General features: G+C 42.0%; 20 protein-coding genes and 1 riboswitch. Of the genes, 9 read left to right on the forward strand and 11 right to left on the reverse strand.

Annotated features, from left to right (window positions below; genetic code table 11):
- Positions 1-17 precede the first annotated feature (17 nt).
- From EDD57_RS07200 to EDD57_RS07215, 4 genes are all read left to right on the forward strand, one after another.
- Positions 18-233 carry a hypothetical protein gene (locus tag EDD57_RS07200; RefSeq protein WP_131848781.1) on the forward strand — a complete coding sequence of 72 codons (216 nt, stop codon included), beginning with the start codon at positions 18-20 and terminating at the stop codon, positions 231-233.
- 125 nt (positions 234-358) lie between these two features.
- On the forward strand, positions 359-1,024 hold the full coding sequence (locus tag EDD57_RS07205; RefSeq protein WP_131848782.1) for an ATP-binding cassette domain-containing protein: 666 nt from the start codon (positions 359-361) through the stop codon (positions 1,022-1,024).
- 18 nt (positions 1,025-1,042) lie between these two features.
- Positions 1,043-2,404: a hypothetical protein gene (locus EDD57_RS07210; protein ID WP_131848783.1), complete on the forward strand. Its 1,362-nt coding sequence runs from the start codon at positions 1,043-1,045 to the stop codon at positions 2,402-2,404.
- A gap of 20 nt (positions 2,405-2,424) precedes the next feature.
- Positions 2,425-2,604 (forward strand): hypothetical protein, encoded by a 180-nt coding sequence (locus tag EDD57_RS07215; RefSeq protein ID WP_131848784.1) that lies wholly within the window; start codon positions 2,425-2,427, stop codon positions 2,602-2,604.
- 98 nt (positions 2,605-2,702) lie between these two features.
- Here the strand turns inward: EDD57_RS07215 and EDD57_RS07220 are convergent, their stop codons facing one another.
- Positions 2,703-3,839, reverse strand: a complete 1,137-nt coding sequence (locus tag EDD57_RS07220) for a protein kinase domain-containing protein (protein WP_165873701.1) — start codon at positions 3,837-3,839, stop codon at positions 2,703-2,705.
- Between the two features lie 186 nt (positions 3,840-4,025).
- Here EDD57_RS07220 and EDD57_RS14365 point away from each other — a divergent pair, with 186 nt between their 5' ends.
- The 3 genes from EDD57_RS14365 to EDD57_RS07230 all read left to right on the forward strand — a co-directional run bounded on the left by EDD57_RS14365 (position 4,026) and on the right by EDD57_RS07230 (position 5,549).
- The gene (locus EDD57_RS14365) at positions 4,026-4,172 is read left to right on the forward strand and encodes a hypothetical protein (RefSeq protein WP_165873702.1); all 147 of its coding nucleotides are present in this window, start codon (positions 4,026-4,028) and stop codon (positions 4,170-4,172) included.
- A gap of 87 nt (positions 4,173-4,259) precedes the next feature.
- Positions 4,260-4,535, forward strand: coding sequence for an HU family DNA-binding protein (locus EDD57_RS07225; protein ID WP_093292482.1), 276 nt, complete (start codon positions 4,260-4,262; stop codon positions 4,533-4,535).
- Positions 4,536-4,619: 84 nt separating this feature from the next.
- On the forward strand, positions 4,620-5,549 hold the full coding sequence (locus tag EDD57_RS07230) for an ROK family protein (RefSeq protein WP_131848786.1): 930 nt from the start codon (positions 4,620-4,622) through the stop codon (positions 5,547-5,549).
- 69 nt (positions 5,550-5,618) lie between these two features.
- Here EDD57_RS07230 and EDD57_RS07235 read toward each other — a convergent pair whose 3' ends face one another.
- The 7 genes from EDD57_RS07235 to mgtE form a co-directional block, all read right to left on the reverse strand.
- On the reverse strand, positions 5,619-6,929 hold the full coding sequence (locus EDD57_RS07235) for a hemolysin family protein (protein ID WP_243649476.1): 1,311 nt from the start codon (positions 6,927-6,929) through the stop codon (positions 5,619-5,621).
- Positions 6,930-7,082: 153 nt separating this feature from the next.
- Positions 7,083-7,787 carry an ABC transporter ATP-binding protein gene (locus EDD57_RS07240; RefSeq protein WP_131848787.1) on the reverse strand — a complete coding sequence of 235 codons (705 nt, stop codon included), beginning with the start codon at positions 7,785-7,787 and terminating at the stop codon, positions 7,083-7,085.
- A 22-nt stretch (positions 7,788-7,809) separates the two neighbouring features.
- Entirely contained in the window at positions 7,810-8,583 is a 774-nt protein-coding gene (locus EDD57_RS07245) for an ABC transporter ATP-binding protein (protein ID WP_131848788.1), read from the reverse strand.
- Positions 8,584-8,602: 19 nt separating this feature from the next.
- A complete protein-coding gene (locus EDD57_RS07250; RefSeq protein ID WP_131848789.1) occupies positions 8,603-9,868 on the reverse strand; it encodes a branched-chain amino acid ABC transporter permease in 1,266 nt (421 codons plus the stop codon).
- 9 nt (positions 9,869-9,877) lie between these two features.
- Positions 9,878-10,855, reverse strand: a complete 978-nt coding sequence (locus EDD57_RS07255) for a branched-chain amino acid ABC transporter permease (protein ID WP_131848790.1) — start codon at positions 10,853-10,855, stop codon at positions 9,878-9,880.
- Between the two features lie 91 nt (positions 10,856-10,946).
- Positions 10,947-12,122 (reverse strand): branched-chain amino acid ABC transporter substrate-binding protein, encoded by a 1,176-nt coding sequence (locus tag EDD57_RS07260; RefSeq protein WP_131848791.1) that lies wholly within the window; start codon positions 12,120-12,122, stop codon positions 10,947-10,949.
- Positions 12,123-12,412: 290 nt separating this feature from the next.
- Entirely contained in the window at positions 12,413-13,762 is a 1,350-nt protein-coding gene (mgtE, locus tag EDD57_RS07265; protein WP_131848792.1) for a magnesium transporter, read from the reverse strand.
- 123 nt (positions 13,763-13,885) lie between these two features.
- Positions 13,886-14,053: riboswitch (M-box (ykoK) riboswitch) on the reverse strand.
- A 205-nt stretch (positions 14,054-14,258) separates the two neighbouring features.
- Here mgtE and EDD57_RS07270 point away from each other — a divergent pair.
- Positions 14,259-15,668, forward strand: a complete 1,410-nt coding sequence (locus EDD57_RS07270) for a SpoVR family protein (RefSeq protein ID WP_207896808.1) — start codon at positions 14,259-14,261, stop codon at positions 15,666-15,668.
- A 114-nt stretch (positions 15,669-15,782) separates the two neighbouring features.
- Here the strand turns inward: EDD57_RS07270 and EDD57_RS07275 are convergent, their stop codons facing one another.
- On the reverse strand, positions 15,783-19,058 hold the full coding sequence (locus EDD57_RS07275) for a WIAG-tail domain (protein ID WP_165873703.1): 3,276 nt from the start codon (positions 19,056-19,058) through the stop codon (positions 15,783-15,785).
- A 268-nt stretch (positions 19,059-19,326) separates the two neighbouring features.
- Between EDD57_RS07275 and EDD57_RS14780 the strand changes: the two genes are divergently transcribed.
- Positions 19,327-20,358 (forward strand): C40 family peptidase, encoded by a 1,032-nt coding sequence (locus tag EDD57_RS14780; RefSeq protein ID WP_243649477.1) that lies wholly within the window; start codon positions 19,327-19,329, stop codon positions 20,356-20,358.
- 91 nt (positions 20,359-20,449) lie between these two features.
- Here EDD57_RS14780 and EDD57_RS07285 read toward each other — a convergent pair whose 3' ends face one another.
- Both EDD57_RS07285 and EDD57_RS07290 read right to left on the reverse strand, forming a co-directional pair.
- The gene (locus EDD57_RS07285; protein ID WP_131848794.1) at positions 20,450-20,923 is read right to left on the reverse strand and encodes a GNAT family N-acetyltransferase; all 474 of its coding nucleotides are present in this window, start codon (positions 20,921-20,923) and stop codon (positions 20,450-20,452) included.
- Complete coding sequence (locus EDD57_RS07290) at positions 20,920-22,242, reverse strand: YheC/YheD family endospore coat-associated protein (protein ID WP_131848795.1); 1,323 nt, start codon at positions 22,240-22,242, stop codon at positions 20,920-20,922. The genes EDD57_RS07285 and EDD57_RS07290 overlap by 4 nt, the downstream gene beginning before the upstream one ends.
- Between the last annotated feature and the right edge of the window lie 9 nt (positions 22,243-22,251).

Consider the following 22,251-nt stretch of genomic DNA (forward strand, 5'->3'; position numbering starts at 1 on the left):
ATGGAGGTAGATATATAATGGGTTGGTTATCAAAAGCAAAAGCAATTGCAAATGCAATTAAGAAACATGGTCCTAAAGCCTGGGACGCAATTAAGAAAGGCGCTGGAAGCGTTTATAACTCAGCAAAAGCTGCTTGGGATAAAGGATTCTGGTCATTTGTTTGGTGGCTAGTCGAGCACACAAGTACTCTAGGTATCATTTATGATGCACTACAAAAAGCAGGTTTGCTCTAATAAAAAGAAACTCAATTTTACACTCCTTCGACTTAGTGTAGAAAACTGAGTTCCCTTTTCATGATATTATAAAGATAAATACCCTTTATCTTTATCCCTAAACACTCTAGAGGTGAATTTTCACTATGTCCAATGTTGAACTTGCAGTCGATGTACGTGGATTATCCAAGTCATTTGGTGAAAAAGCGGTATTAAAGGATATAAACTTTACGCTTAAAAAAGGAACCACAGCAGTCATAAGAGGAAGTAATGGCATAGGGAAGACCGTTTTTCTTAGTTGTCTATTAGGTTATCAAAGTGTAGAACAAGGGGAAGTTGCGATTTTAGGAAAGAGTATTAGGGATCGCGTTTTTTTACGTAAAAACACAGGATTCATCTCATCGGATCGACACGAATTTATGGATATTTTAACACCGAATGAATATTTTCGTTTTATTATCGATATTTATCAGTTGAGTGTCCCTCAAACTAGAATTACAGAGCTTGCGGAGCAGTTACGAGTAACCCATGAACTGAATCATTTAATTAAGGAATTATCTTTTGGAACGAAGAAAAAAATTCAACTGATAGGTTGCTTGTTATATCAACCAGCCTTATTAGTGTGTGATGAGATTTTTGAAGGGCTTGATGCTGATACAGTAAAGTATGTTCAAAAGTCCTTTCAACAACGAAAAGATTCAGGTCTTACTACCTTGTTCACCACTCACATTATGCATCACGCTGATTTTGTAGATGAGACATTCTCTCTAGAGAATGGAGAAATTATTCCTGCTATGAGCATAACAGCATGAGGGGATTGGGAGTAGGAAATGGTAACTTTATCGATTTATAGAGCGATATGGAATAAGGCGAATGAAACAGAGAATAGAAGTAAAACGCAGGCATGGATCGAACAAATTGTGTTCTGTTTCATTGTAGCGATTGGATTAACTTGTTTGGTTCATTTTTTTGGAACGAAAAGCGCTATTATCATCTATTTTTTTAGTTTGTTTTTCTTACAGCTGTCCTATTACTTTGTAACAACCCATGTGTATGAAAGTACATCTACAACGATTAGCTTTGCCAAGTCGATGCCGGTTTCGGTACATCGCTTTTTTTGGTATTATGTTTCGTGTAATAGCAATTCATTGATCTTTATTATCATCGACTCTCTTCTGGCGGCTTCGGTCTTGCTTTATTTTGATGCAAACTTTATGCAGGTCGTGATGCTACTTGTTCGGATTCAGTTAATGAATTTCGTATGGTCCTCGCTGAGCATTTATAATATGTTTCGGAAGGGCACAAATCTCTCCCCACTCATTTTTAAATCGTTCTTTTTTGCTTTTCTTATTATTATTTATAATGTGTGGAATCGATTTCATGTGAGTTTCTCGATGGATAGCGTCATGTTATTTGTAGACATGATCCTCGTTTTTCTGAGTATACTCATGTTAGTGTTTTATCCTTACATGGTACAGCGATGTCTAGTAGAGAGTGCTCACACAAGTAGTTCTAGGCTAAAAGTCCCGGCAAGAGTAGTAGGGTTCTGGTCCTCTCTATTCCCACATAAAAGCCTATTGGGTCCTGCTTTAAAAATTCACTTGCTTCGTCTCTTGCGGAGTGAAGAGTATCTTAGTAAGCTGTTAGGCATTGGAATCATTTTATTTTTTGTTAAATCTGTTTCTTACATATTTTTAGGAAAATCTGGTTCGAAAGATCATTTTGATTTGTTGTATCCTTCTTTTATGATTGTCTATTTTTCATTTAATAATCTACGTGTGGATTACCAGTTGGAAGAGAAGAACAACTTACAGGATTATCCCATTGCAAATAGATTAGACCGCTTAGGTTTAAATATTATACACGGCCTTTTTGTCTTCCTATTAGGATTGCTATTTTTCGCAGTCGAGATTCTCTCAGGGATGCTAAACCCAAGTCAGTTGCTTGATCCGATTTTGCTATTAGTTTGTTTGTATATAGCGACGTTGGTTGTAAAGGTACCCAAAGGCAAGTTGAAAACGGGGCAAAAAATGAAAGTTAGCTTTTTTTGTATATTGACTTGTTTATCGATTGAGATCCCTTGGCTCATATGGTTCAACTTCATTTATGTCAAATGGTTGCTTATGGGGATCGTCATTGTATGGGCTTATCTAGTTTCTTACCGAAAAAATGTTGAGCCTACATCATCTTAATATCATGAGGAGTGATCAGAATGAAAAAAGTGATCCGTGTAGCGGAGGTTATTTTTGTACTTTCATTTGTGACATACTTACTGTCCAGATACGTAATTGAAGGGTTACAACCATACTCCAATTGGTTCTTTACATGTGCAATTGTTGGTTTAGTATTAAAATTAGTACTCTCATTGGGTTCCAAGAAAGAAGAAAAATAAGGGATTGGCTATCTGCAGAAACGAGCAACTTCGTTTCTGTTTTTTATTAGCTTTGATCATAGATAGATATCGAAACAAACGAACTCTAGTGAATCGATTTATCTCACTAGAGTTCGTTTTGTTTGTTCGATTGAATGGTTACTTTCTTGGTTATTACTATTTAGGCATGATTGTAATAAAATCCCAAACAGGATGACGATGGCAATGGCACCGATCAGATAGATCCATTTTTTCTTAGGAGCTTCACCTGTACGTTTTCTTCTCAGTTCTAATTTCGTTCTTTGCTGAGCCTGAGCTGGTGCCTGTGGATTGGAGCGAGATCGATCTGCATTCGAGATCGAGTAGGCTTTTGAGTTTGACCTCGTTTTGGTAAGGCTCTCTGATCTCCTGCTAGTCGGATTTTTCTCCTTGGATGTAGCATGCAGAGCCGATTGAAGTGCTTTTTTCATTTCTTCAGCTGTTTGAAAACGCTTTTTAGGATCTTTTTCCATCGATTTGCGCAACACCTGTGTGAACTCAGCTGGGATGTCTGGATTGATCTTACGGGGGTCTGGGACGGGGGTTTGGATATGCTTTAATACAATTGCAATATCCTCCTCGGCGTGAAACGGGACCTTACCTGTGACCATCTCATACATAACAATACCAAGTGAATATAGATCTGAGGGAAATCCGATTACATGCCCCCTTGCTTGTTCGGGAGAGAAGTAGTGGATTGAGCCCATGATCGTTCCGGTCTTAGTAAGGTTGTTCGTGTTGCGTAATAGGCGTGCGATTCCAAAGTCAGCCACTTTATATCGTCCTCCTGGAGAGCACATGATATTATGTGGTTTGATATCGCGATGAATGATGCCATGGTTGTGTGCGTGTTGAAGGCCACTACAAATTTGAATCGCAATTTGCATAGCTTCTTTTGCGCTTAGTCGTTTCTTGGACTGGATCAGTTGCCGCAGTGCTTGTCCTTCTACATATTCCATCACCATGTAGTAGAGAGGACCTTCCTGCCCGGCATCGTACAAATTTACAATGTTTGGATGGGACAATCGGCCAGTGGCTTGTGCCTCCCATACAAAGCGTCTGACATACTCGTGATCATAAATGAGACGTTGATTCATAATCTTGATCGCAACCGTGCGATCTTGAATCTTGTCATAGGCTTTGTATACAGTTGCCATCCCACCAGTGCCGAGGATATGATGTATTTGATATCGCCCAGCTAGTAGCCTTCCTTCCATCGGCATCACCTTTTTCTGAGATCGGATGGCTTATCATCTATCTTATAATAAAATTAGCATCGTTAAAGGATAACGTACATATCTATTATTCCGAAAAAACCCTCGTGTTACAAGTTTTTTTCCTCCTTGTTAACAGAAAGGACACGCTAGACTGGTTTAAATCACTTTTTTATAGTGGAGGCTCGTATGGAAAAACGTAGATGGTATGTAGTCGGATTAGTGATTCTCTTCTTCCTTGTGCTCGGGAAGTTATTGAAGTTAACGTTTGCTGCATTAGCGATATTTGTGATGCTGGGTGTCCTTCTCCTATATTTATTTAAAAATAAATCTTGAATGGCTGAACAAATCTAGCTAATATAGGTATGACAGGAGAAATGCCTTATCTAATAAGGCTGTCCTTGATTGTTAGGAGGGTTAAGCTTGAACAAAACCGAATTGATCAATAAAGTTGCAGAAGTTGCTCAGCTGACGAAAAAAGATGCAGGTCTTGCTGTAGATGCTACATTGAACGCGATTACAGAAGCTCTAGCAACAGGCGAGAAAGTTCAACTGATTGGCTTTGGTAACTTTGAAGTGCGCGATCGTGCAGCTCGTAAAGGCCGCAATCCGCAAACTGGAGAAGAAATCGAAATTCCAGCTACAAAAGTACCAGCATTCAAACCAGGTAAGCAGTTAAAAGACGAAGTTAACGCTTAATTTGGAGTACATAGAGGAAACCAGCACTTACATTTGTGGATGCTGGTTTTTTCTTATCAATATATAGAATCTGGGTGATGATGGATGAAACGTTATATCGGTGTGGATCTAGGCGGGACTAAGATCGCTGCGGCATGTGTAGATGAGAGTGGGCATATTACAAATGAAACTCGAATCGAAACCGGTGCCCATGAAGGGGCCGAAAGCGTATATGAGCGGATTAGGCAAGCGATTATGCGTGCAAGTGGGGAGGAACCCATTCATGGCATTGGGATTGCGGTCCCAGGATTAACAGATCCTCGTACAGGAACCATCTTAACTTTGTCCAATATACCAAGTCTGGATGGGTTTCCACTTGCCGACAGATTAGCGAAAGAGTTTGGCGTTTCTGTTCAGATTGACAACGATGCTAATGCGGCTTCTTGGGGAGAATATCATTTTGGATCAGGTAAGGGAGCCGATTCACTCCTCTTCGTTACTATTAGTACGGGTATAGGTGGCGGAATCGTTCTAAATGGGCAGACGATCCAAGGCAAGCAAGGCTTTGCTGGGGAGCTGGGGCATATGGTTGTCGATCCAGAAGGCTTTGCATGCGGATGTGGGCGAAAAGGTTGCCTAGAGGCCGTCGCTTCGGGTACAGCGATCGCTCGCTGGGCTAAAGAAGCGGATCCACAAGCTCTCTTCTTCCAGTACGCGAAAGAACAGAATCGAGAGGTACGTTCTGAAGATGTATTCCAAGCGTGGGAAGCGGGAGACTCCATTGCAAATGAGATTGTGGAAAACGTAATTCGTTATCTAGGAATGGGTTTTGCAAACTATATCCATATCTTCAATCCAGAGCGAATCGTAGTAGGTGGAGGCGTCTCAAAGGCAGGAGTACGATTTTTTGACTTGCTACGCAAACAAGTGGAACAAGAAACGATACCTGTTTATAAAGGTACCTTTGAAATCGTTCCAGCGGAGTTGCTTGAGCGTGGTGCGATCCTAGGAGCGGCTATGTTGGGTGGGAAATAAGGGGCCTAGGTATCAGCCTTGACTAACACGAAAAAGCCCCTCAGACAGTAGCTGAAGGGCTTCTATGCTTTATTCAAGTATGGATACCGTACCAGCAGGCGACTTCTTCACCATAATCCGTGAGATCCTACGATTTTCAATGGTTTCTACTTCAAACGTATATCCAAACGCGTCATGTGAATCTCCGGTGTTCGGAATGGCTTGTAGTTGAGAGAAAAGCCATCCGCCAATTGTATCATTATCTTCATCTTCTATTCTTAGTTTAAAGTGTCTATTTACATCTTCTAATAGCAAGCGTGCATCAATCGATGTATGTGAACCTGTACTACGGAATAGGGGTAGTTCTTGGTCAAACTCATCTTGAATCTCTCCAAAAATCTCTTCCATGATATCCTCTAAGGTGATAATACCTGATGTACCACCAAATTCATCGACCACGATGGCCATCCCAACGCGATTTTTTTGTAAGGTAAACATAACATCTTTAATCTCCATCGTTTCGGGCACAAAGGAGACGGGACGAGATAAATCTTTTAATGTGGGTTTTTTTCCTTTGGCCAATGCTTCAAATACATCTCGTATATGGATAATCCCGATAATCTGATCTTTGTCTTGTTCACAGATCGGAAATCGAGTATGTGTCGAGTTGACGATAATATCTAGGTTTGTAGCGAAATCATCTTCCGAATAGATACAGGTCATCTGGGTTCGGGAGATCATCACTTCACGAGCAATCCGCTCAGTAAAGTCGAATACATTATCAAATAGCTGCATCTCTGTTTTATCAATATAACCGCTTTTATGGCTCTGCTGGAGAACCAAGCGAATCTCTTCTTCGGTATGGGCAGAGTGATGTTCATTCATCTCAATTCCACTTGCACGTAAGAGCCAGTTGGCGGAACCGTTGAGGGCAAAAATAAAGGGTCGAAAGATAGAGTAAAACAGGTGTAACGGTGTAGCGATCCACAGGGTAACTTTCTCAGCTTGACGAATCGCGAGTGTCTTGGGTGCCATCTCACCTACTACAATGTGTAAGAAGGTAACGATCAAGAATCCAATGGCCACAGAGATCGTGTGGATCAACCATTCGGGTGTTTGGAAAAGTACGAGCATGGGTTTTAGAAGCCTAGCAATAGCTGGCTCTGCTACCCAACCAAGTCCAAGGGAAGCGAGGGTAATACCTAGTTGTGTGGCTGATAAATATGCATCTAGATTGGCAAGCACCTTTTGCGCAAGTCTACCGCGTCGATGCCCTACTTGAGCAATTCGAGTGCTTCGAACTTTCACGATAGCAAATTCAGCAGCAACGAAGAATCCGTTGAGGAAAACGAGGAATAAAGCGAATAGCAAATACAGTGAGTTACTTATGACCCCTTCCAAAAGGTCAACCTCCTAGTAAAATAGAATATAGTGTTACAACTTTAATCATAAGTCACTTACGTAATGAAAGTAAATAAAAAATATTGTTTTTTTAATTGAATTAATAAAAAAATAGACCCTATGGAGAGTCTATTTTTTTATTAAGAGCTTCGTCTAAGCGAGGTATGCTTCTCGGATTTGTTCGTTTCCAAGTAGTGCATCGGCATGGTCTTGTAGAGCGATGGAGCCTGTCTGGATGACGTAGCCACGATCGGCTATTTGTAGGGCTTGATAGGCATTTTGTTCGACTAAGAGGATGGTCATCCCGGTCTGATTTAGTTTTTGGATGATCTCAAAAATCTGTTCGACGACGACGGGAGCTAGGCCCATAGAAGGTTCGTCGAGTAGGAGAATTTTAGGGTTCATCATGAGCCCGCGTCCGATGGCAAGCATTTGTTGTTCCCCGCCGCTCATCGTTCCTCCTTTTTGAGAGAGTCGTTCTTTTACTCTCGGGAAATATTGGAAAACTCGTTCCATCCGCTCGGTAATTTGCTTTTTATCTTTTACTTGGAAAGCTCCCATCTCCAAGTTTTCTTTTACTGTGAGTCCGGGGAAGATACGTCGCCCTTCGGGAACATGAGCAATCCCTAATTCGGCGATGGTGTGGGGCGGATGGCTTTGAATTTCGTTTCCTTCAAATAAAATCTTTCCTGTTGTTTTCACTTGTCCACAGATGGCTTTGAGAGTGGTTGATTTTCCGGCACCGTTGGAACCGATTAGGGTGACAATTTCTCCTTGCCCAACGTGTAGGGATATGTCGTGTAATGCCTGGATCTGGCCATAAAAGGAGCGAATGGATTGTAGTTGAAGTAGACTCATAAGGGTCTCCTTTCCTATTTTTCTATACTGAAAGTGCACTTTTCCCTAGGTAAGCTTCGATGACATTGGGATTGTTTCGGATCTCTTCGGGTACACCTTGTGCGATCAGCTGACCGTGATCTAGCACATAGATTTGCTCTGAGATTCTCATCACGAGTTTCATATCATGTTCGATTAAGATAATGGTGATTTGTTTATCATCCCGGATTTGTAGGATGAGATCGGTTAATTCAGTGGTCTCTTTTGGATTCATCCCAGCGGCCGGTTCATCAAGGAGTAGGACTTTGGGATGGGTCGCTAGCGCTCGGGCAATCTCTAACTTGCGCTGTGCTCCGTAGGGGAGATTTTTTGCTTGATGGTTTACCCAATCAGCTAGGCCGACATATTCGAGAAGAGAATACGCTTCATAGCGGGCTTGTTCTTCTTCGGCGCGAACTTTAGGTGTGGAAAAGAGTGTGCCGAGGAAGCCGGAATTTAGATGAATATGCATACCAACCATTACGTTTTCGAGGACGCTCATTTCTTTGAACAAACGGATGTTTTGAAATGTGCGTGCAATCCCTTTTTCGGCGATGAAATTAGGCTTTAGACCGGTGATTGTTTTTTGATCGAGATGGATCTCTCCGCCGTCAGGGGAATAGATTCCGGTGATCATATTAAAAAATGTCGTTTTACCTGCTCCATTTGGTCCGATGACGGCAGTGATAGATCCTTTTTCAAAGTTGATGGAGACGTCTTTGACAGCGGTGAGGCCGCCGAAGTGTTTGGTAATGCTGGTGGCGGTTAACATCGACATGGATTGATTCCTCCAAACATTAGATGGAAGTAGTTGTTTCCTTGGACTTACCTTTTTTCTGTGTGAGCTTCGCTTTGAGATCGGCGATTTTGTATGTTTTGTTTTTGGCGGGGATGAGTCCTTGGGGCCTGTAGATGGCGATCCCGACGAGGACGAGCCCGAATAGTAGACGTTGCATTTTAGCTGGCGAGAATACCTCAGGTACATGTAGGTTTTGGGTGAGAAATAAGGTAATCTCCGTTAAAATTTGTAGGTTGAGAATGGAGATGATCGCAGCTCCTAAGATGACGCCGGGAACGCTGCCCATTCCTCCTAAGATGACCATCACTAAGATGGTGATGGATTCTAAGAGAGTGAAGCTGGTAGGATCGACGAATTGGTTTTTTGCGGCAAAGAGAACGCCCATCATACCGGAAAAGGAAGCGCCCAGAGCAAAAGCCCATAGTTTGGTTTTCACTAGGGGAATTCCCATGGCCTGAGAAGCGATCTCGTCTTCTCGTATGGCTTTCCATGAGCGCCCTAGTTTGGAGTCTTCAAAGCGTCGAACGGCGTAGATGACGAATCCTAAGACAATTAAAACCACGAAGTAAATGTGGGAGGATTGTGTAAAGGTGAAACCAAATAGCTTGGGTTGGGGGATCCCGGAAATACCGAGTGCTCCGTTGGTAATATTGACGGGCTTATCCAAGTTGTTAAATACGATACGGATGATCTCACCAAATCCTAAGGTGACAATGGCTAGATAATCCCCTTTTACCCGCAAAACGGGAACGCCCAAGATAATACCAAATAACGCCGCCACCAGTGCTCCTATGATAATAAAGAGCCAAAATGATTCTCCACCGAGTGGGAAAATGGAGGAGTTTTGAAAGAGGGCTTGTGCTTGTGGGGAGGCAAAAATCCCATACACATAAGCTCCGAGTGCGAAGAAGGCGACAAATCCTAAATCGAGTAAACCTGCAAAGCCGACTACGATATTTAGCCCGAGTGCCATCGCGATATAGATTCCAGCCATGACGGCGACTTCCATATAAACTTGCTGGGAAGGACCGCCAGAAGCAGCAACTGGAATAACGGCAAAGGCGATTAGGGCACCAACGCCCCATTTGATCCAGTTGGAAAAGGTTGTGTAGTACAGAAGTAAGAAAGAGCAAAGTAAAAGTAAAAAGGATGTGACTGATTTATCCATGAGATAGAGGCTGGTGCTCGCACACAGGACAATGAGAAGAATGAGAACCGACTGGAAAGTGCGGCTGTTTGAGAAGAGAGAAGTTAATTTTTTCATGATTTTCACCTACACTTTCTCTTTTACTGCTTGGCCGAAGAGGCCTGCAGGTTTAAAAATGAGGACTAGTATGAGAATAATAAATGCAAATACATCTTTATACTCAGCGCCTAAGGCTCCACCAGTGAGAATACCTAGGTTAGCGGCCGCAAATACCTCTAATAATCCAATTAAAAGTCCACCAAACATGGCTCCGCGGATATTTCCAATCCCGCCTAAAACAGCAGCGGTAAACGCTTTCAATCCAAGGATGAAGCCGATAAAGGGGTTAATGGTAGCATATTGTTGGGCATAGAGAACGCCTGTCGCTCCACCGATCGCCGAACCGATAAAAAAGGTGAGTGAGATTACTTTGTTTACATTGATCCCCATTAGGGCCGCTGTAGCGCGATCTTGAGCCACGGCACGCATGGCGATTCCCCATTTGGTACGGTTTACGAAGATATCGAGTACAATCATGATTAGAACTGCGATTCCGATTACAATCAGTGTATTTGACTTGATAGCGGATGCATGAACCTCATACCCACCTACCGAAAATGCAGGGATTGCAATCTTGTTTTCAAAGATGGTTTGTCCGGTCACGATGTAGTTTCCTGTTTTATACTCCGCGACGAATCGGACGACATCTTGAAGGATAAAGGAGATTCCGACAGCAGAGATCAAAGGAATGAGTTTGGGAGCTGTTCGGAGGGGACGATAAGCGACACGTTCAATCCCGACACCTATCACACCTGTTAATAAAGAAGCAAAAATGAGAACGAGTACTAAGGTTACCCAGTTTAAGGCAAGGCCAATGTCTACAAATCCAAATAAGAGAGCGGTTCCGATAAAAGCTCCTGCCATAAAAATCTCACCGTGTGCAAAGTTGATCAGTTCCAAGATTCCATATACCATGGTATATCCAAGCGCGACAACTGCATAAATGGCACCGAGGGTCAGACCGTCCAAGAGTACCTGGGGTAGTGTGGAGAGGATCTCTTGCATAAGGGTCCATTCCTTTCTAGAACGTATAGTTTTATAAGTTTTTTTGTAAAAAGGAGATGAAGGTTTGATCCTTCACCTCATAGAAAAAGGACTACTGTTTCTCTATAACTCCAACTTGCTTGCCTGGATATTTGTCTTCAAATTGGAAGACGAATACTTTTGCGTATTTGTTATCACCTTTCGCGTCAAAGCCTACTTTGGTTGCAATTCCTTGGTAGTCTTGGACTGCCCGGATTGCATCTCTCACTTGCTCACGCGATGGTTTTTTGTTGCCATTTTTCGTGATGGAGTCTTCGAGACCTTTGAGGATAACGCCCATACTGTCATATCCATAGTAGGAGAAGGATTGAACTGCTTTCTTCTCACCAAATTTGGCTTGGTATTTCTTCACGAAATTTTGGCCCTCTGGAGTATTGGAGATGTCAGCTGCTACCGATGTGTAAAAAGTGTTTTTCACGCCTTTACCAGCGATTTTCACCATATCGGAACTATCGAATCCGTCGCCCCCCATGACTGGCATATTAAGTCCTTTTTCACGAGCTTGTTTGACAAGTAGGCCGCCTTCACCGTAAAGTCCACCAAAGTAGATGAGATCCGGTTTTTTGGCTGCAACTTGGTTCAAAACGCCGTTAAAGTCCTGCTCGCCGACTGTAATGGCTTCATAGGCCGAGATTTTCGCCTGTTTTTGTTCGGCTACTTTTTTGAAGTTTTCAGCCAGACCTTGTCCATAGGCTGATTTATCTTGAATAATGAAAATATTTTTTGCTTTAAGATTGTCTGTTGCAAAACCATAAGCAGCAGGTCCTTGGAAATCATCGCGTGCCACGATTCTGTTAACTGATTTTTTCCCTTGTTCAGTTAATTCAACAGCTGTGTTGGCTGGTGAAACCATCGCGATGGAATTGTTTTCATAAGTAGATGAGGCAGGGATGGCAACTCCTGAGTTTAAGTGTCCTACGATCCCGAGGATACTTTGGTCAGCGGCTAATTTTTGCGCGTTGGCCACACCCACTTTTGGGTCTCCTTGGTCATCATATGGGACAAGCTCTAGAGTAAAGCCTAGTTTCTTAAACTTTTCTTGGTTTTCTTCCAGTGCTAGCTGAGCTCCTAATTTAATTGCTTCCCCTAAGGTGGAGCTACTTCCGGACAGCGGGCTTTGTGTTGCGATTTTGATTGTGTTATTGCCTCCAGCATCGGTACTACAGCCGACCACTGTGGTGGTAACAAGCCCAATAGCAGTGAGAATAGTAAGGAAATTACGTTTCAAAAGGGTAAGCCTCCTCTTTAATGTTGTAACTATAGATATATCATACACGCAAAAGGTTTAGAATTCACCACGAATTTATATAAGAGTTAAAAATAAATTTATTTAAAAAATTATAATTAATAGATATATCTTTTTATAAATAGCAAATGGAGAACGACTAGTGATCGATGAGAAATTTCTCAACTAGTTCATTCTCCATTTATTGTCTGGTATTCATTTTAGATCGCAACCTAGGACTGGAACTGTCCATAAGATCACTCCTATGCGTTTTTAAAAATAATCAATGGGAGTTAGATATGCAAAATTAACTGAGCCATCGTGAAGTAGATGATAAGTCCTGTTCCGTCTACTAAAGTAGTAATGAGCGGGCCCGATACGACGGCAGGATCGATTTTGAGACGGTGGAGCATGAGTGGCAAAAAGGATGATACAAGTGATGACCAAAGCACGATACATAAGGCAGAGATCGAAACGACATATGTGACATTGAGATCTACACCCATCATCCATGCCCGGACTAAAGCGATGACGCCAATCGAGGAGCCAATAAGAGCACCCGTGATTAACTCTTTACGCATAACCCGAAACACATCTGAAAATTGGACTTCTCCGACTCCAAGTGCACGCACGAGAGTAGAGACAATTTGGGAACCTGTATTTCCTCCGGTGCCGGTAAGAAGTGGGATGAAAAAGGATAAGGCTACCACTTGGTGCATAGCGGACTGATAGGATTCGATTACATTCGATGTGTAGGCTCCCCCTATAAATAAAATGAGTAGCCATATGATTCGTTTGCTGTAGAGATTCCAGACGGTTGCTTTGAAGTAGGGTTCTTCTAGCGGCTGACTACCTCCAAGCATTTGGAAGTCTTCTGTCGCTTCTTCTTCTAATACGTCTACTACATCATCGTGTGTGATAATGCCGACGAGACGTTTCTGGGTATCGACAACGGGGAGTGCATATAAATCATAGCGGGATAAGATTTTCGCTACTTCTTCTTGCTCCATCTCAGCGGGTACGGAGATGAGTTCCGCTGTTGCGATGGTCCCGATTGTCGTATCGAGGCTTGCTAAAATCATTTCTTTCAAAGAGGCGACTCCTACTAGCTCACCACGAACATTGGTGACATAGATATAAGAGACGATTTCCGCTTCATGCCCTACTTTCCGAATATGCTCTAGGGTGCGATCACAGCTCCAGTATGCTCTAGCAGAGATATAGTCAACGGTCATGAGACTGCCGGCTGTATATTCTGAATAGGACATCAATTGATTAATTTGTTGCCGATAATCTTCTGGCAACAGGCGCAAGAGGCGTTCTGCTTGATAAGGATGGATCGCGAGCAACGTATCTACTACTGCATCACTAGACATTTGTTTCAATAATAAAGAAGAAACGGAGTTGTCGAGATGCTGTAGGATGTTGTATTGTACCTCTGGTTCTAGGTATTCGAGTGATTCTGCAGCGATCGGGATAGGTAGACTTGGAATCAATTTAAGTTGCGCTGGTTCCTCTAAATGACCGATAATTTGCGAGATATCATACGGCTGTAGCGGTTGGATGGCCTCTAATAACTCGGCCGAATTAGGGCTAGTGTCGAGTACGGTTTGAATCCGATTTTGAACTAAGGTGTAGTCCATCTAGTTCCCCTCCTCACAAAAGGCATAGAATAAAAAAAACTCTCAATCCATTTGATGAGGGTTTTTAAGAGAGATGGGGCCCTAAAAATGCCACGAAAAAAATAGCAAATAGACCTAATCCCTAGTTGTCCCCCTCATTTGAGCTTTGGCACTATACGGCATAGGTCTTCATGACCAGCTACATTAAGAAAGACCTTCTCTCCGATCTTTCCTGTTGACCCATTGGCGTCTCTCGACATTGCTGGGCAGTAGCGTCTCTCCGTATAGGAGCCTCACCTAATAGAGACAAAATATAAAATTGTCTAGACGACACGGAAATTATACTCCTCGTCTTTTTTGATGTCAATGTTAACTTTTTGGTAAGAAAGAGATTGGTTCTGTATGTCAAGAATGTTCTGTTTTTGTTATAATATTTAGAAAGATACTGGTGTGTGCTGATAAGATCGATAGACCTGATATGCGGTATAAAACCTACATGGAAAGGGATCGATTGCTGATGACTCATGAAAAACAAGCTCTTGAAAAGGCAATTGCAGAGATAACGGAAATCGCAGAAGGGTTTGGACTTGATTTCTTTCCGATGAGATATGAGATTTGTCCAGCAGACATTATTTATACATTTGGAGCGTATGGGATGCCAACGCGCTTTTCCCACTGGAGCTTCGGTAAGATGTATCACAAGATGAAGACGCAATATGACTTTAATCTAAGTAAGATCTATGAATTGGTGATTAATACAAATCCATGCTATGCCTTCTTATTAAAAGGAAACAGCTTGCTTCAAAATAAGCTGATTGTAGCGCATGTCCTCGCGCATAGTGACTTTTTCAAGAACAACGTTCGCTTTGGCAATACATCCAGAGACATGATGGAGAGGATGTCTGCTAGCTCCGAGAGAATTCGTGAATATGAGTTTCGCTATGGCAAAGAGGAAGTGGAGACTTTTATCGATCATGTCTTAGCGATTCAAGAGCATATAGACCCCACATTATGGAAAGCGACACGAAAGCCACCCCAGCTGAAAGAAAAGCCACCTAGTAAGATGACTCCGTATGACGATCTGTGGAATCTGGACTCTCCTAAGTTACCAGCTAAACCTTCCACAAATGAACCAGCGAAAAAAACATTTCCTGAGCATCCACAAAAAGATCTTCTATTATTCCTCATGAACCATAGCCCAGACCTGTCCGAATGGCAGCAGGATATCTTAACAATCATGCGGGAAGAGATGCTGTACTTCTGGCCACAGATTGAAACCAAAGTGATGAACGAAGGATGGGCGTCCTACTGGCATATTCGGATTATGCGAGAGTTAGACCTAAGTGAAGCAGAGACCATTGAATTTGCTAAGCTAAATGCTTCTGTGATCCAACCTTCTTCCACTTCGTTGAATCCGTACTATTTGGGATTGAAGATGTTTGAAGATATTGAAGAGAGATGGGACCATCCAACGAAAGAAGAACAAGATTTATATAGAAGAGTTCCGGGGAGTGGGCGTAAGAAAATCTTTGAAGTCAGGGAGCTTGATTCGGATCTTTCTTTTATACGAAACTATCTAACAAAGAAATTAGTAGAGGACTTGGACTTATATGTATACGAGAAGAAAGGGAATGAATGGATTGTTACGGATACGGCATGGGAAAATGTGCGTGAACAGCTAGTAGCGAGCCGGATTAATGGGGGGAGCCCTGTTATTCTGGTGAAAGACGGGGATTATCAAAATAGTGGGGAGCTATTACTCGCTCATCGATTTGAGGGAGTAGAATTAGATGTAAAGTATCTAGAGAAAACATTGCCGCACGTCTATGCTCTTTGGGGAAAGGCGGTTCATATGGAGACGATGGTAGAGAAACGGAATGTGATTTTTAGTTTTAATGGGAAAAAAGTGATTAGGCGGTATGTGTAATAGACAAGGGAAGGGCCGTGTAGGGTTACACTCTACACGGCCCTGTTCTTTACAAGAAAAAGACCAAAGCGGTCTAGAGACTTACGAAACCGCTTCGGTTATAGATTGATAGAGCTAATCCCACTTATATTTGGTTGAACGATCTTTTTTAGTGGAGCTGTCTTTTTTATTAGAAGGAATTTCTGCTGTAACGATTTCGTCTGTGGAATGTACATCAGATGAAGTGATTTCCGCTGTAATGATTTCATCAGAGGAATCTACTTCCTCAGAGATAAGAGTTTCTTCTATATTAGATGAAGTGATGTTTGCTGTAATGATTTCGTCTGTGAAATCTACTTCCTCAGAGATAAGAGATTTTTCTTTTTTAGATGAAGTGGCTTTCGCTGCTTTCGGGATATCTTCTTGTACTGATGAGATAGAGGATATTTCCACAACTTCTCTTAATAAGTCCTCTGGAGCAATCTGCGTAGATACGTGGGTGGGAACAGTAGCGATCCATGAAATATATCCTGAGATCAATGTAGAGGACTTGGGCCCTACGTGTTGAACGCTGATTATGAATTTGTCTGGGGTTTTTCGATCCAAGGTTGCAAAACAAGATGGCTGATTGGTCATCGCTACCACGATATAATCATCTGCTGCCGAAAATGGCACGTGGATTTGGATGCTCTTTTGGTTTTTATCTAGTGCGAAGGGGCAGATTCCTGAGAAGACGGAAGGCTCGATTTGTTCTTTTAATTGTGGGGAGAGATGGCTATATTGAATGGCTCCTGGTTGAACGTGATTTTCATTAATAGAGAAGTCTTTGAGATGTAAGGATTGAATGACATGAGGTGCGATTTTTTCGGTCACGATCGAGTAGTTTGCGATATGTGAGGATTGAATAGAGTCGGGTTGGATGTGTCTAGATGAGATGCTTATGTCAGCAAGTGAATCCTCTGTGATCGATTTTTTGGCTAGATGCGAAGATTGAATGGAGTTATCGGCGATATGGCTCTTGGTAATCGCTTCATTTTGAATATGGCGGGTGCCGATGGAATTGGGAGAGACGAGTTTTTCTGTGATCGCCTTTTCTTTTATATGTTTGGTGCCGATGGAGTCAGACGCAATCTGTTTGTCCGTGATTGCTTCTTCTTGTATGTGCTCCGTGTGGATCGCATAAGGAGCGATCAGCTTATCCGTAATGGACTCCCCTTGAATATGACAAGTAGCGATGGAATCAGGAGCAACGAGTTTTTCTGTGATGGATCCTTCTTGAATATGATCTGTGCGGATTGATTCTGGAAAGATCAGGTCTTCCGTGATGGATTCCATTTGAATGTGATGGGTGCAGATAGATTCAGGAGCAATCAAATCTTCCGTAATGGCCTCTTTTTGCATGTGATTTGTGCCGATAGAGTCAGGAGCGATCAGCATCTCTGTGATTGCTTCTTTTTGTATGTGATTTGTACCTACGGATTCAGGAGCAATCAATTTATCTGTGATTGCCTCTACTTGAATATGATTTGTGCGGATCGAATCGGGAGCAATGAGATCTTCTGTGATGGACTCCTCTTGTATGTGGTCTGTGCCGATGGAGTCAGGAGCAATGAGTCTCTCTGTGATCGATTTTGCTTGGATATGATCTGTGACTACGGAATTAGACGAAATGAGTTTTTCTGTGATGGACCCTTTTTGTATGTGATCTGTGCTGATGGAATTCGGAGCGATGATTTCTTCTGTAATCGAGTCTTCTTGCATGTGTTTGGTGCCAATGGTGTGAGGAGCAATGTGATCTTCACAAATGGCTGCATGATGGATATGTTCTGATTGAATGGAGTTTAGTGCGATTGCTTTCGCCGTAATCGCTGCTTCATGGATATGGGTAGATTGAATGGATGAAGGAATGATATGTTCTCCGTGAATTGATTTATCAACTATTTTCTCTCCATTAATCGCTTTATCAGCAATTTTCTCTGTGGTGACAGATAAATTGATTAGCTTAGAAGTGGAGACTGATTCAGGAGATAATTTGGATGCGGTAATCGAAAGGTCTATTAATTTAGCTCCGGAAATGGATTGATTGCGGATGTGTTGTTCCATGATGGATTGCGGCTGGATGTGATTTTTTCCGATAATCTCAGGTGTGAGATGTTCTTCGTGAATGATGTTAGGTGCGAGATGGTAATGTTGAATACATTTGTCTTGAATCATGCCTTCATCAATGGCTTCTGGGGCGATCAACTCATGGGTAATGGCTTGATTTGCAATATGTGGCGTGTGAACAGCTTGATAGGAGAGATGGCGGGTTTGAATGCTATGATCAACGAGGTGCTCTGGTTGAATCGATAGATCAGCGAGTTTTTCTGCTGTGATCGCTTGATTTTGTAGGTGTTGTTCATGGATAAGATGGTGGGTTAAGTGATTGGTGGATATGGATTGATCCGATATTTTATTTCCAGTGATGGCTCCATCTTGGATATGGGTATTGTGAACGGCATTGGATTGAATTTTTTCAGTGGATATAGAGGCATTGGCTAATTTGGCATGATTGACAGCTTGATTGGTTAGATGAACGGTTGAGATGGAGCCATTTTTAATTTGTTCTGCTGAAATAGCCTGTTCCGAAATATGTTCTCCTTCGATATGGCCGGGTGCAATATGCTGTGCGAGGATGGCATATTCTTGAATTTTGGACGAGTCAATGGAACGATCTGCTAATAAGTTTGATTGAATGGAACGTGGTTGTACATGTTTGGTGGTAATGGTTTCTTTTTTGATATGGTTCCCGGTAATCATTTCTTCTGCTAAATGCTCTTGGCGAATCGAGTTAGGAGCAATTTTGGACGATGTAACGGCTTCAGAGGCAATCTTAAATTCATCGATTACTTCATTGATAAGATGCTCTCGGTGGATGGATCCTCTTCTAATCTTGGATCCGTTTACTGCTTGATTGGCGATTTTTTCCGTTGTGATAATCCCATCGGTTAGATCGTTTGTGTATAAGTAAGGTTCTTTGGAGTTATGGATTTGAATTTGATCTTTTATAGATATTCTAGTGCTGCCTGGAGGGGATGGAATGATTTTAGACTTGCGGGCATGAATTTGGGTAGAAAAATCTTCTGAATAGGGTTGACTGGTCGAAAGAGATAACTCTTGTGATAGGTCATAGTCGCTTAAGTCTGGAGTTTTCTCCTCGTAGGAAGTTTCGCTATCTGTTAGAGTAGGATTTTTTTCTTTTAGTGGACGCCATTCAGAAGTGCTGTTATTTGATAAATCTAAGGTGACTAACCCTTGATCTTCCGGTGAGGGTGAATGGTAGGGTTCAATGATGGGGTCATTTCCATCGAAGGCAATATTTGGGAAGAGAGTACGCTTGACAGAACCTGGTTTACGCTTACGATTTTTCATTAGACAAGACTCCTTTCCATCCATAAAAACACTTATGTTTCTAGGTATATTCACTTGTGCCCAGATTCGTCACAAATGTATCAAAAAGAACTAAAAAAAAGAGGTTTATTTCTGTGAAAAAGGAGTTTGTTTCTGTACATATTATGTAATTTTACTTATTGTGGTAAATTTTACATCTAAAACAAGGTTTAATTTATGTTACGATGGTATCACTTCGGAGGGGACAACCTTACCGGAGAATAAAATTTTATATCCTGAGGAGGATTTGATGCTTAACGTTAAGACTTTCAAGAAAGTTGCCGTTACTGCTACTGCTGTCTCTGCTTTAGGTTTAGCTGCACTGTTCCCAACCCACACCACGAGTGCTCTCGCGAGTACAGGCTCGGATGCCAAAAAAGGTACATCCGTAACGAGTGGACAATCTACAGTGACTGTCGCTGACAAGATTATTGCTACCGGGGAAAAATACCTGGGGACTCCTTACAAATATGGAGCACCATCTGGCCAGACGAAAGTATTTGATTGTTCAACGTTTACACAGTACGTGTTTGGACAATACGGGATTAAACTCTCAAGAACTTCTGCAAGTCAATACGCTACGGCAGGAACTGCTGTTTCGAAGTCAAACTTGCAAGTAGGAGACCTTCTATTCTTCTCATCCAGTAAGTCTGGAAAAGGTAAAGTAGGTCACGTTGGAATCTATGCAGGTAACAACAAAATTCTTCACACATACGGCTCGGGCGGGGTTCGTTATGATAGTCTAAGCACCAAATGGTTACAAGACTCCTATATCGGAGCAAAACGTGTTCTTAAAGGTAACACAGGTTCAACAGGTAACACAGATAAGCCATCAACAGGTAACACAGATAAGCCATCAACTGGTGGTAACACAGGTTCAACAAATAACGAATCTTCACAAGGATCTCAAGTTGCAGATAAAATTATCTCTTTAGGTAATAAGTACTTAGGAACTCCTTACCAATTCGGAGCAAAATCAGGTCAAACCAAAACTTTTGACTGTTCTTCGTTCCAACAATACATCTTTGGTCAAAACGGGATTAAGCTTCTACGTAGTTCTCGTCAACAAGCTACCCAAGGAACTTCTGTATCCAAAGATGAACTTCGTAAAGGTGATTTGATCTTCTTTAAGACAAAGTCTTCAAATGGTCAAATTGCACACGTAGCTATGTACGCTGGAGATGGTAAGATTCTTCATACTTATGGTCCAGGTGGAGTGCGTTACGACAAACTAAGCAACTGGATGAGCACATACCTATTTGCGAAGAGAATGATTAAGTAATTGTAAGCTAATGCTTTAAAAAGATTGGCATAGTAAAACCATTTATCCGACTGATCCGATGGGATTTAGGATAAATGGTTTTCTTTTTTATTTAACTGATTGATTCCGGTTGTACGACGTCCTCTTTTACAAAGTTTCCTCCGCCTAGCCATAGAGTGGGCTTTCCTGTAGGGCCTTTAACAAGATGAAATGCTTTTAATCCACATGAAAAGCAAAGTTTTAGGCTAGGAATGTTATCACATGCGACTCGTGTATAAACCTTACCTAGCTGCTGTAATGCTTGGTTAAGTAATGTTTCTCCAATCCCATGCTTTCGGAAATCTGGATGTACGACAATCATTGCTTCTTTTCGTCCATAATCCCCCATAATCATCGCGCCCGCTATTTTGTTATCTTTCCATGAAATGGCGACCCAGTTTCCATCTCTGACTTCGTTAATAGGTAATTGCCGAAACCATCTAATTCCTTTGGCTGTGATTCGGCCATCGCTATATTTTTTTAGAAAATGGATAAGAGGATCTCTCACGCGACCTACTTCTTCAGATGAAAGCGTTTTTGTTCTCATGCTCTTGTCTCCTGATTCTTTTTAGCCTTTTCACTTAGATAGAGGCAGTATTGAATGAGTCTACGCAGAGATTTTTCACGAATATTGGGTTCATCAAATTTCATCGGTTTTGCATTTGCTTCGAAAAACCACGGACGACCGTTGCTTTCAAGTCCGATATCCATTGACATCTCTCCTAGAGGATATCCTTGCTTTTTTTCAATGGTTTTGGCAATCGTGATACCGATTCTTTCTAATTTATCGCGAAGTTTTTTTGCTTCTTGGTCACCAAATACGGATGTAAATACTTTAGCGGCACTTTCAATTCGTCCGCCCATCGGAACATGTGTCGTAATGGATTTTTCGCCTGCTACCCGAATGCCAACTCCTGTAAGTCCCCATTCCCCATTCATGTTTTTTTGACATAGCATCCGAACATCAAATGGACAATTTCCATAATGAGCGAGAGGGATATATTGTTGGCCGATGTAGGCACGACGTTGTAGATGTGGGGAAATTACGCGCCATACGTCGGATATAGTAGCGAGATTGTAACGCTTTTTCTCTCGTAGGGTTTGGATGATACATTCATATCCCGCTGGTTTTTTCGTGACTTTCATCATCCCGATCCCCGCTTTGCCTTCAATGGGTTTTAGCATAATGGAATTGTGGGAGGCTAGGAGAGTTTTTAAGACGGACTCTTGATCAATTCGCATCGTGGCAGGAAGATATTTGGCACAGTTTTCATCTGAGGAGAGCTGTTTGTGTAAGGTCCATTTGTCGAAGTAGTGAGGATTAAAAATAGGAGTGGATGAATGCTTAATTTGCTTTAATACGGCTTGAACGCTCACTTGTTTTTCTGCTTTTCGACTCGGAATGCGGTTATAGATCACATTTGGCCTTGGAAGGATAGCTGGAACCCATTTGATTCGCTTTGATCGGCTATCGAGTAGATACCCCTTTACGACATCCCCTGTTTGGGAGAGGTATTTGGGTGTGGTTACATAAACCGTGACACCCATTTTTTTTCCCATTTTGATAATATCGCGAAAGTTATAGTGATTCCCGGAGAATGGATATCGATGATCGGAGCTGAGGATTGCAATAAATGGGCCAGCTAATATTTTTCCATTTTCTTTTTTTCGTAATCGAGTCGGCACGACCTGATGTAAGTTATGAGGTGGAGTCAGATTGATCGGGAGATCTACTTCTGATTCTCCATCAAAAGAGATCGGTAGCTTTTTTCGGTTTTGTAGGGAGCGATGAAAGGAAGGGTGAGGAAAAAATGTATGAGGCTTTCCGTTGGCGAGGGAAAGCCAGCCAGTAGGTAGATGATCCATATATCTATC

Origin of the sequence: Baia soyae (genome assembly GCF_004341445.1) — a bacterium.
Classification (GTDB): domain Bacteria; phylum Bacillota; class Bacilli; order Thermoactinomycetales; family Thermoactinomycetaceae; genus Baia; species Baia soyae.

What these genes read in the sequence shown, in the direction of transcription:
- EDD57_RS07200 (WP_131848781.1), top strand. Translation starts at nt 18, where the DNA reads ATGGGTTGGTTATCAAAAGCAAAAGCAATTGCAAATGCAATTAAGAAA.
- EDD57_RS07205 (WP_131848782.1), top strand. Translation starts at nt 359, where the DNA reads ATGTCCAATGTTGAACTTGCAGTCGATGTACGTGGATTATCCAAGTCA.
- EDD57_RS07210 (WP_131848783.1), top strand. Translation starts at nt 1,043, where the DNA reads ATGGTAACTTTATCGATTTATAGAGCGATATGGAATAAGGCGAATGAA.
- EDD57_RS07215 (WP_131848784.1), top strand. Translation starts at nt 2,425, where the DNA reads ATGAAAAAAGTGATCCGTGTAGCGGAGGTTATTTTTGTACTTTCATTT.
- EDD57_RS07220 (WP_165873701.1), bottom strand. Translation starts at nt 3,839, where the DNA reads ATGGAAGGAAGGCTACTAGCTGGGCGATATCAAATACATCATATCCTC.
- EDD57_RS14365 (WP_165873702.1), top strand. Translation starts at nt 4,026, where the DNA reads ATGGAAAAACGTAGATGGTATGTAGTCGGATTAGTGATTCTCTTCTTC.
- EDD57_RS07230 (WP_131848786.1), top strand. Translation starts at nt 4,620, where the DNA reads ATGAAACGTTATATCGGTGTGGATCTAGGCGGGACTAAGATCGCTGCG.
- EDD57_RS07240 (WP_131848787.1), bottom strand. Translation starts at nt 7,787, where the DNA reads ATGAGTCTACTTCAACTACAATCCATTCGCTCCTTTTATGGCCAGATC.
- EDD57_RS07245 (WP_131848788.1), bottom strand. Translation starts at nt 8,583, where the DNA reads ATGTCGATGTTAACCGCCACCAGCATTACCAAACACTTCGGCGGCCTC.
- EDD57_RS07250 (WP_131848789.1), bottom strand. Translation starts at nt 9,868, where the DNA reads ATGAAAAAATTAACTTCTCTCTTCTCAAACAGCCGCACTTTCCAGTCG.
- EDD57_RS07255 (WP_131848790.1), bottom strand. Translation starts at nt 10,855, where the DNA reads ATGCAAGAGATCCTCTCCACACTACCCCAGGTACTCTTGGACGGTCTG.
- mgtE (WP_131848792.1), bottom strand. Translation starts at nt 13,762, where the DNA reads ATGGACTACACCTTAGTTCAAAATCGGATTCAAACCGTACTCGACACT.
- EDD57_RS07270 (WP_207896808.1), top strand. Translation starts at nt 14,259, where the DNA reads ATGACTCATGAAAAACAAGCTCTTGAAAAGGCAATTGCAGAGATAACG.
- EDD57_RS07275 (WP_165873703.1), bottom strand. Translation starts at nt 19,058, where the DNA reads ATGAAAAATCGTAAGCGTAAACCAGGTTCTGTCAAGCGTACTCTCTTC.
- EDD57_RS14780 (WP_243649477.1), top strand. Translation starts at nt 19,327, where the DNA reads ATGCTTAACGTTAAGACTTTCAAGAAAGTTGCCGTTACTGCTACTGCT.
- EDD57_RS07285 (WP_131848794.1), bottom strand. Translation starts at nt 20,923, where the DNA reads ATGAGAACAAAAACGCTTTCATCTGAAGAAGTAGGTCGCGTGAGAGAT.
- EDD57_RS07290 (WP_131848795.1), bottom strand. Translation starts at nt 22,242, where the DNA reads ATGGATCATCTACCTACTGGCTGGCTTTCCCTCGCCAACGGAAAGCCT.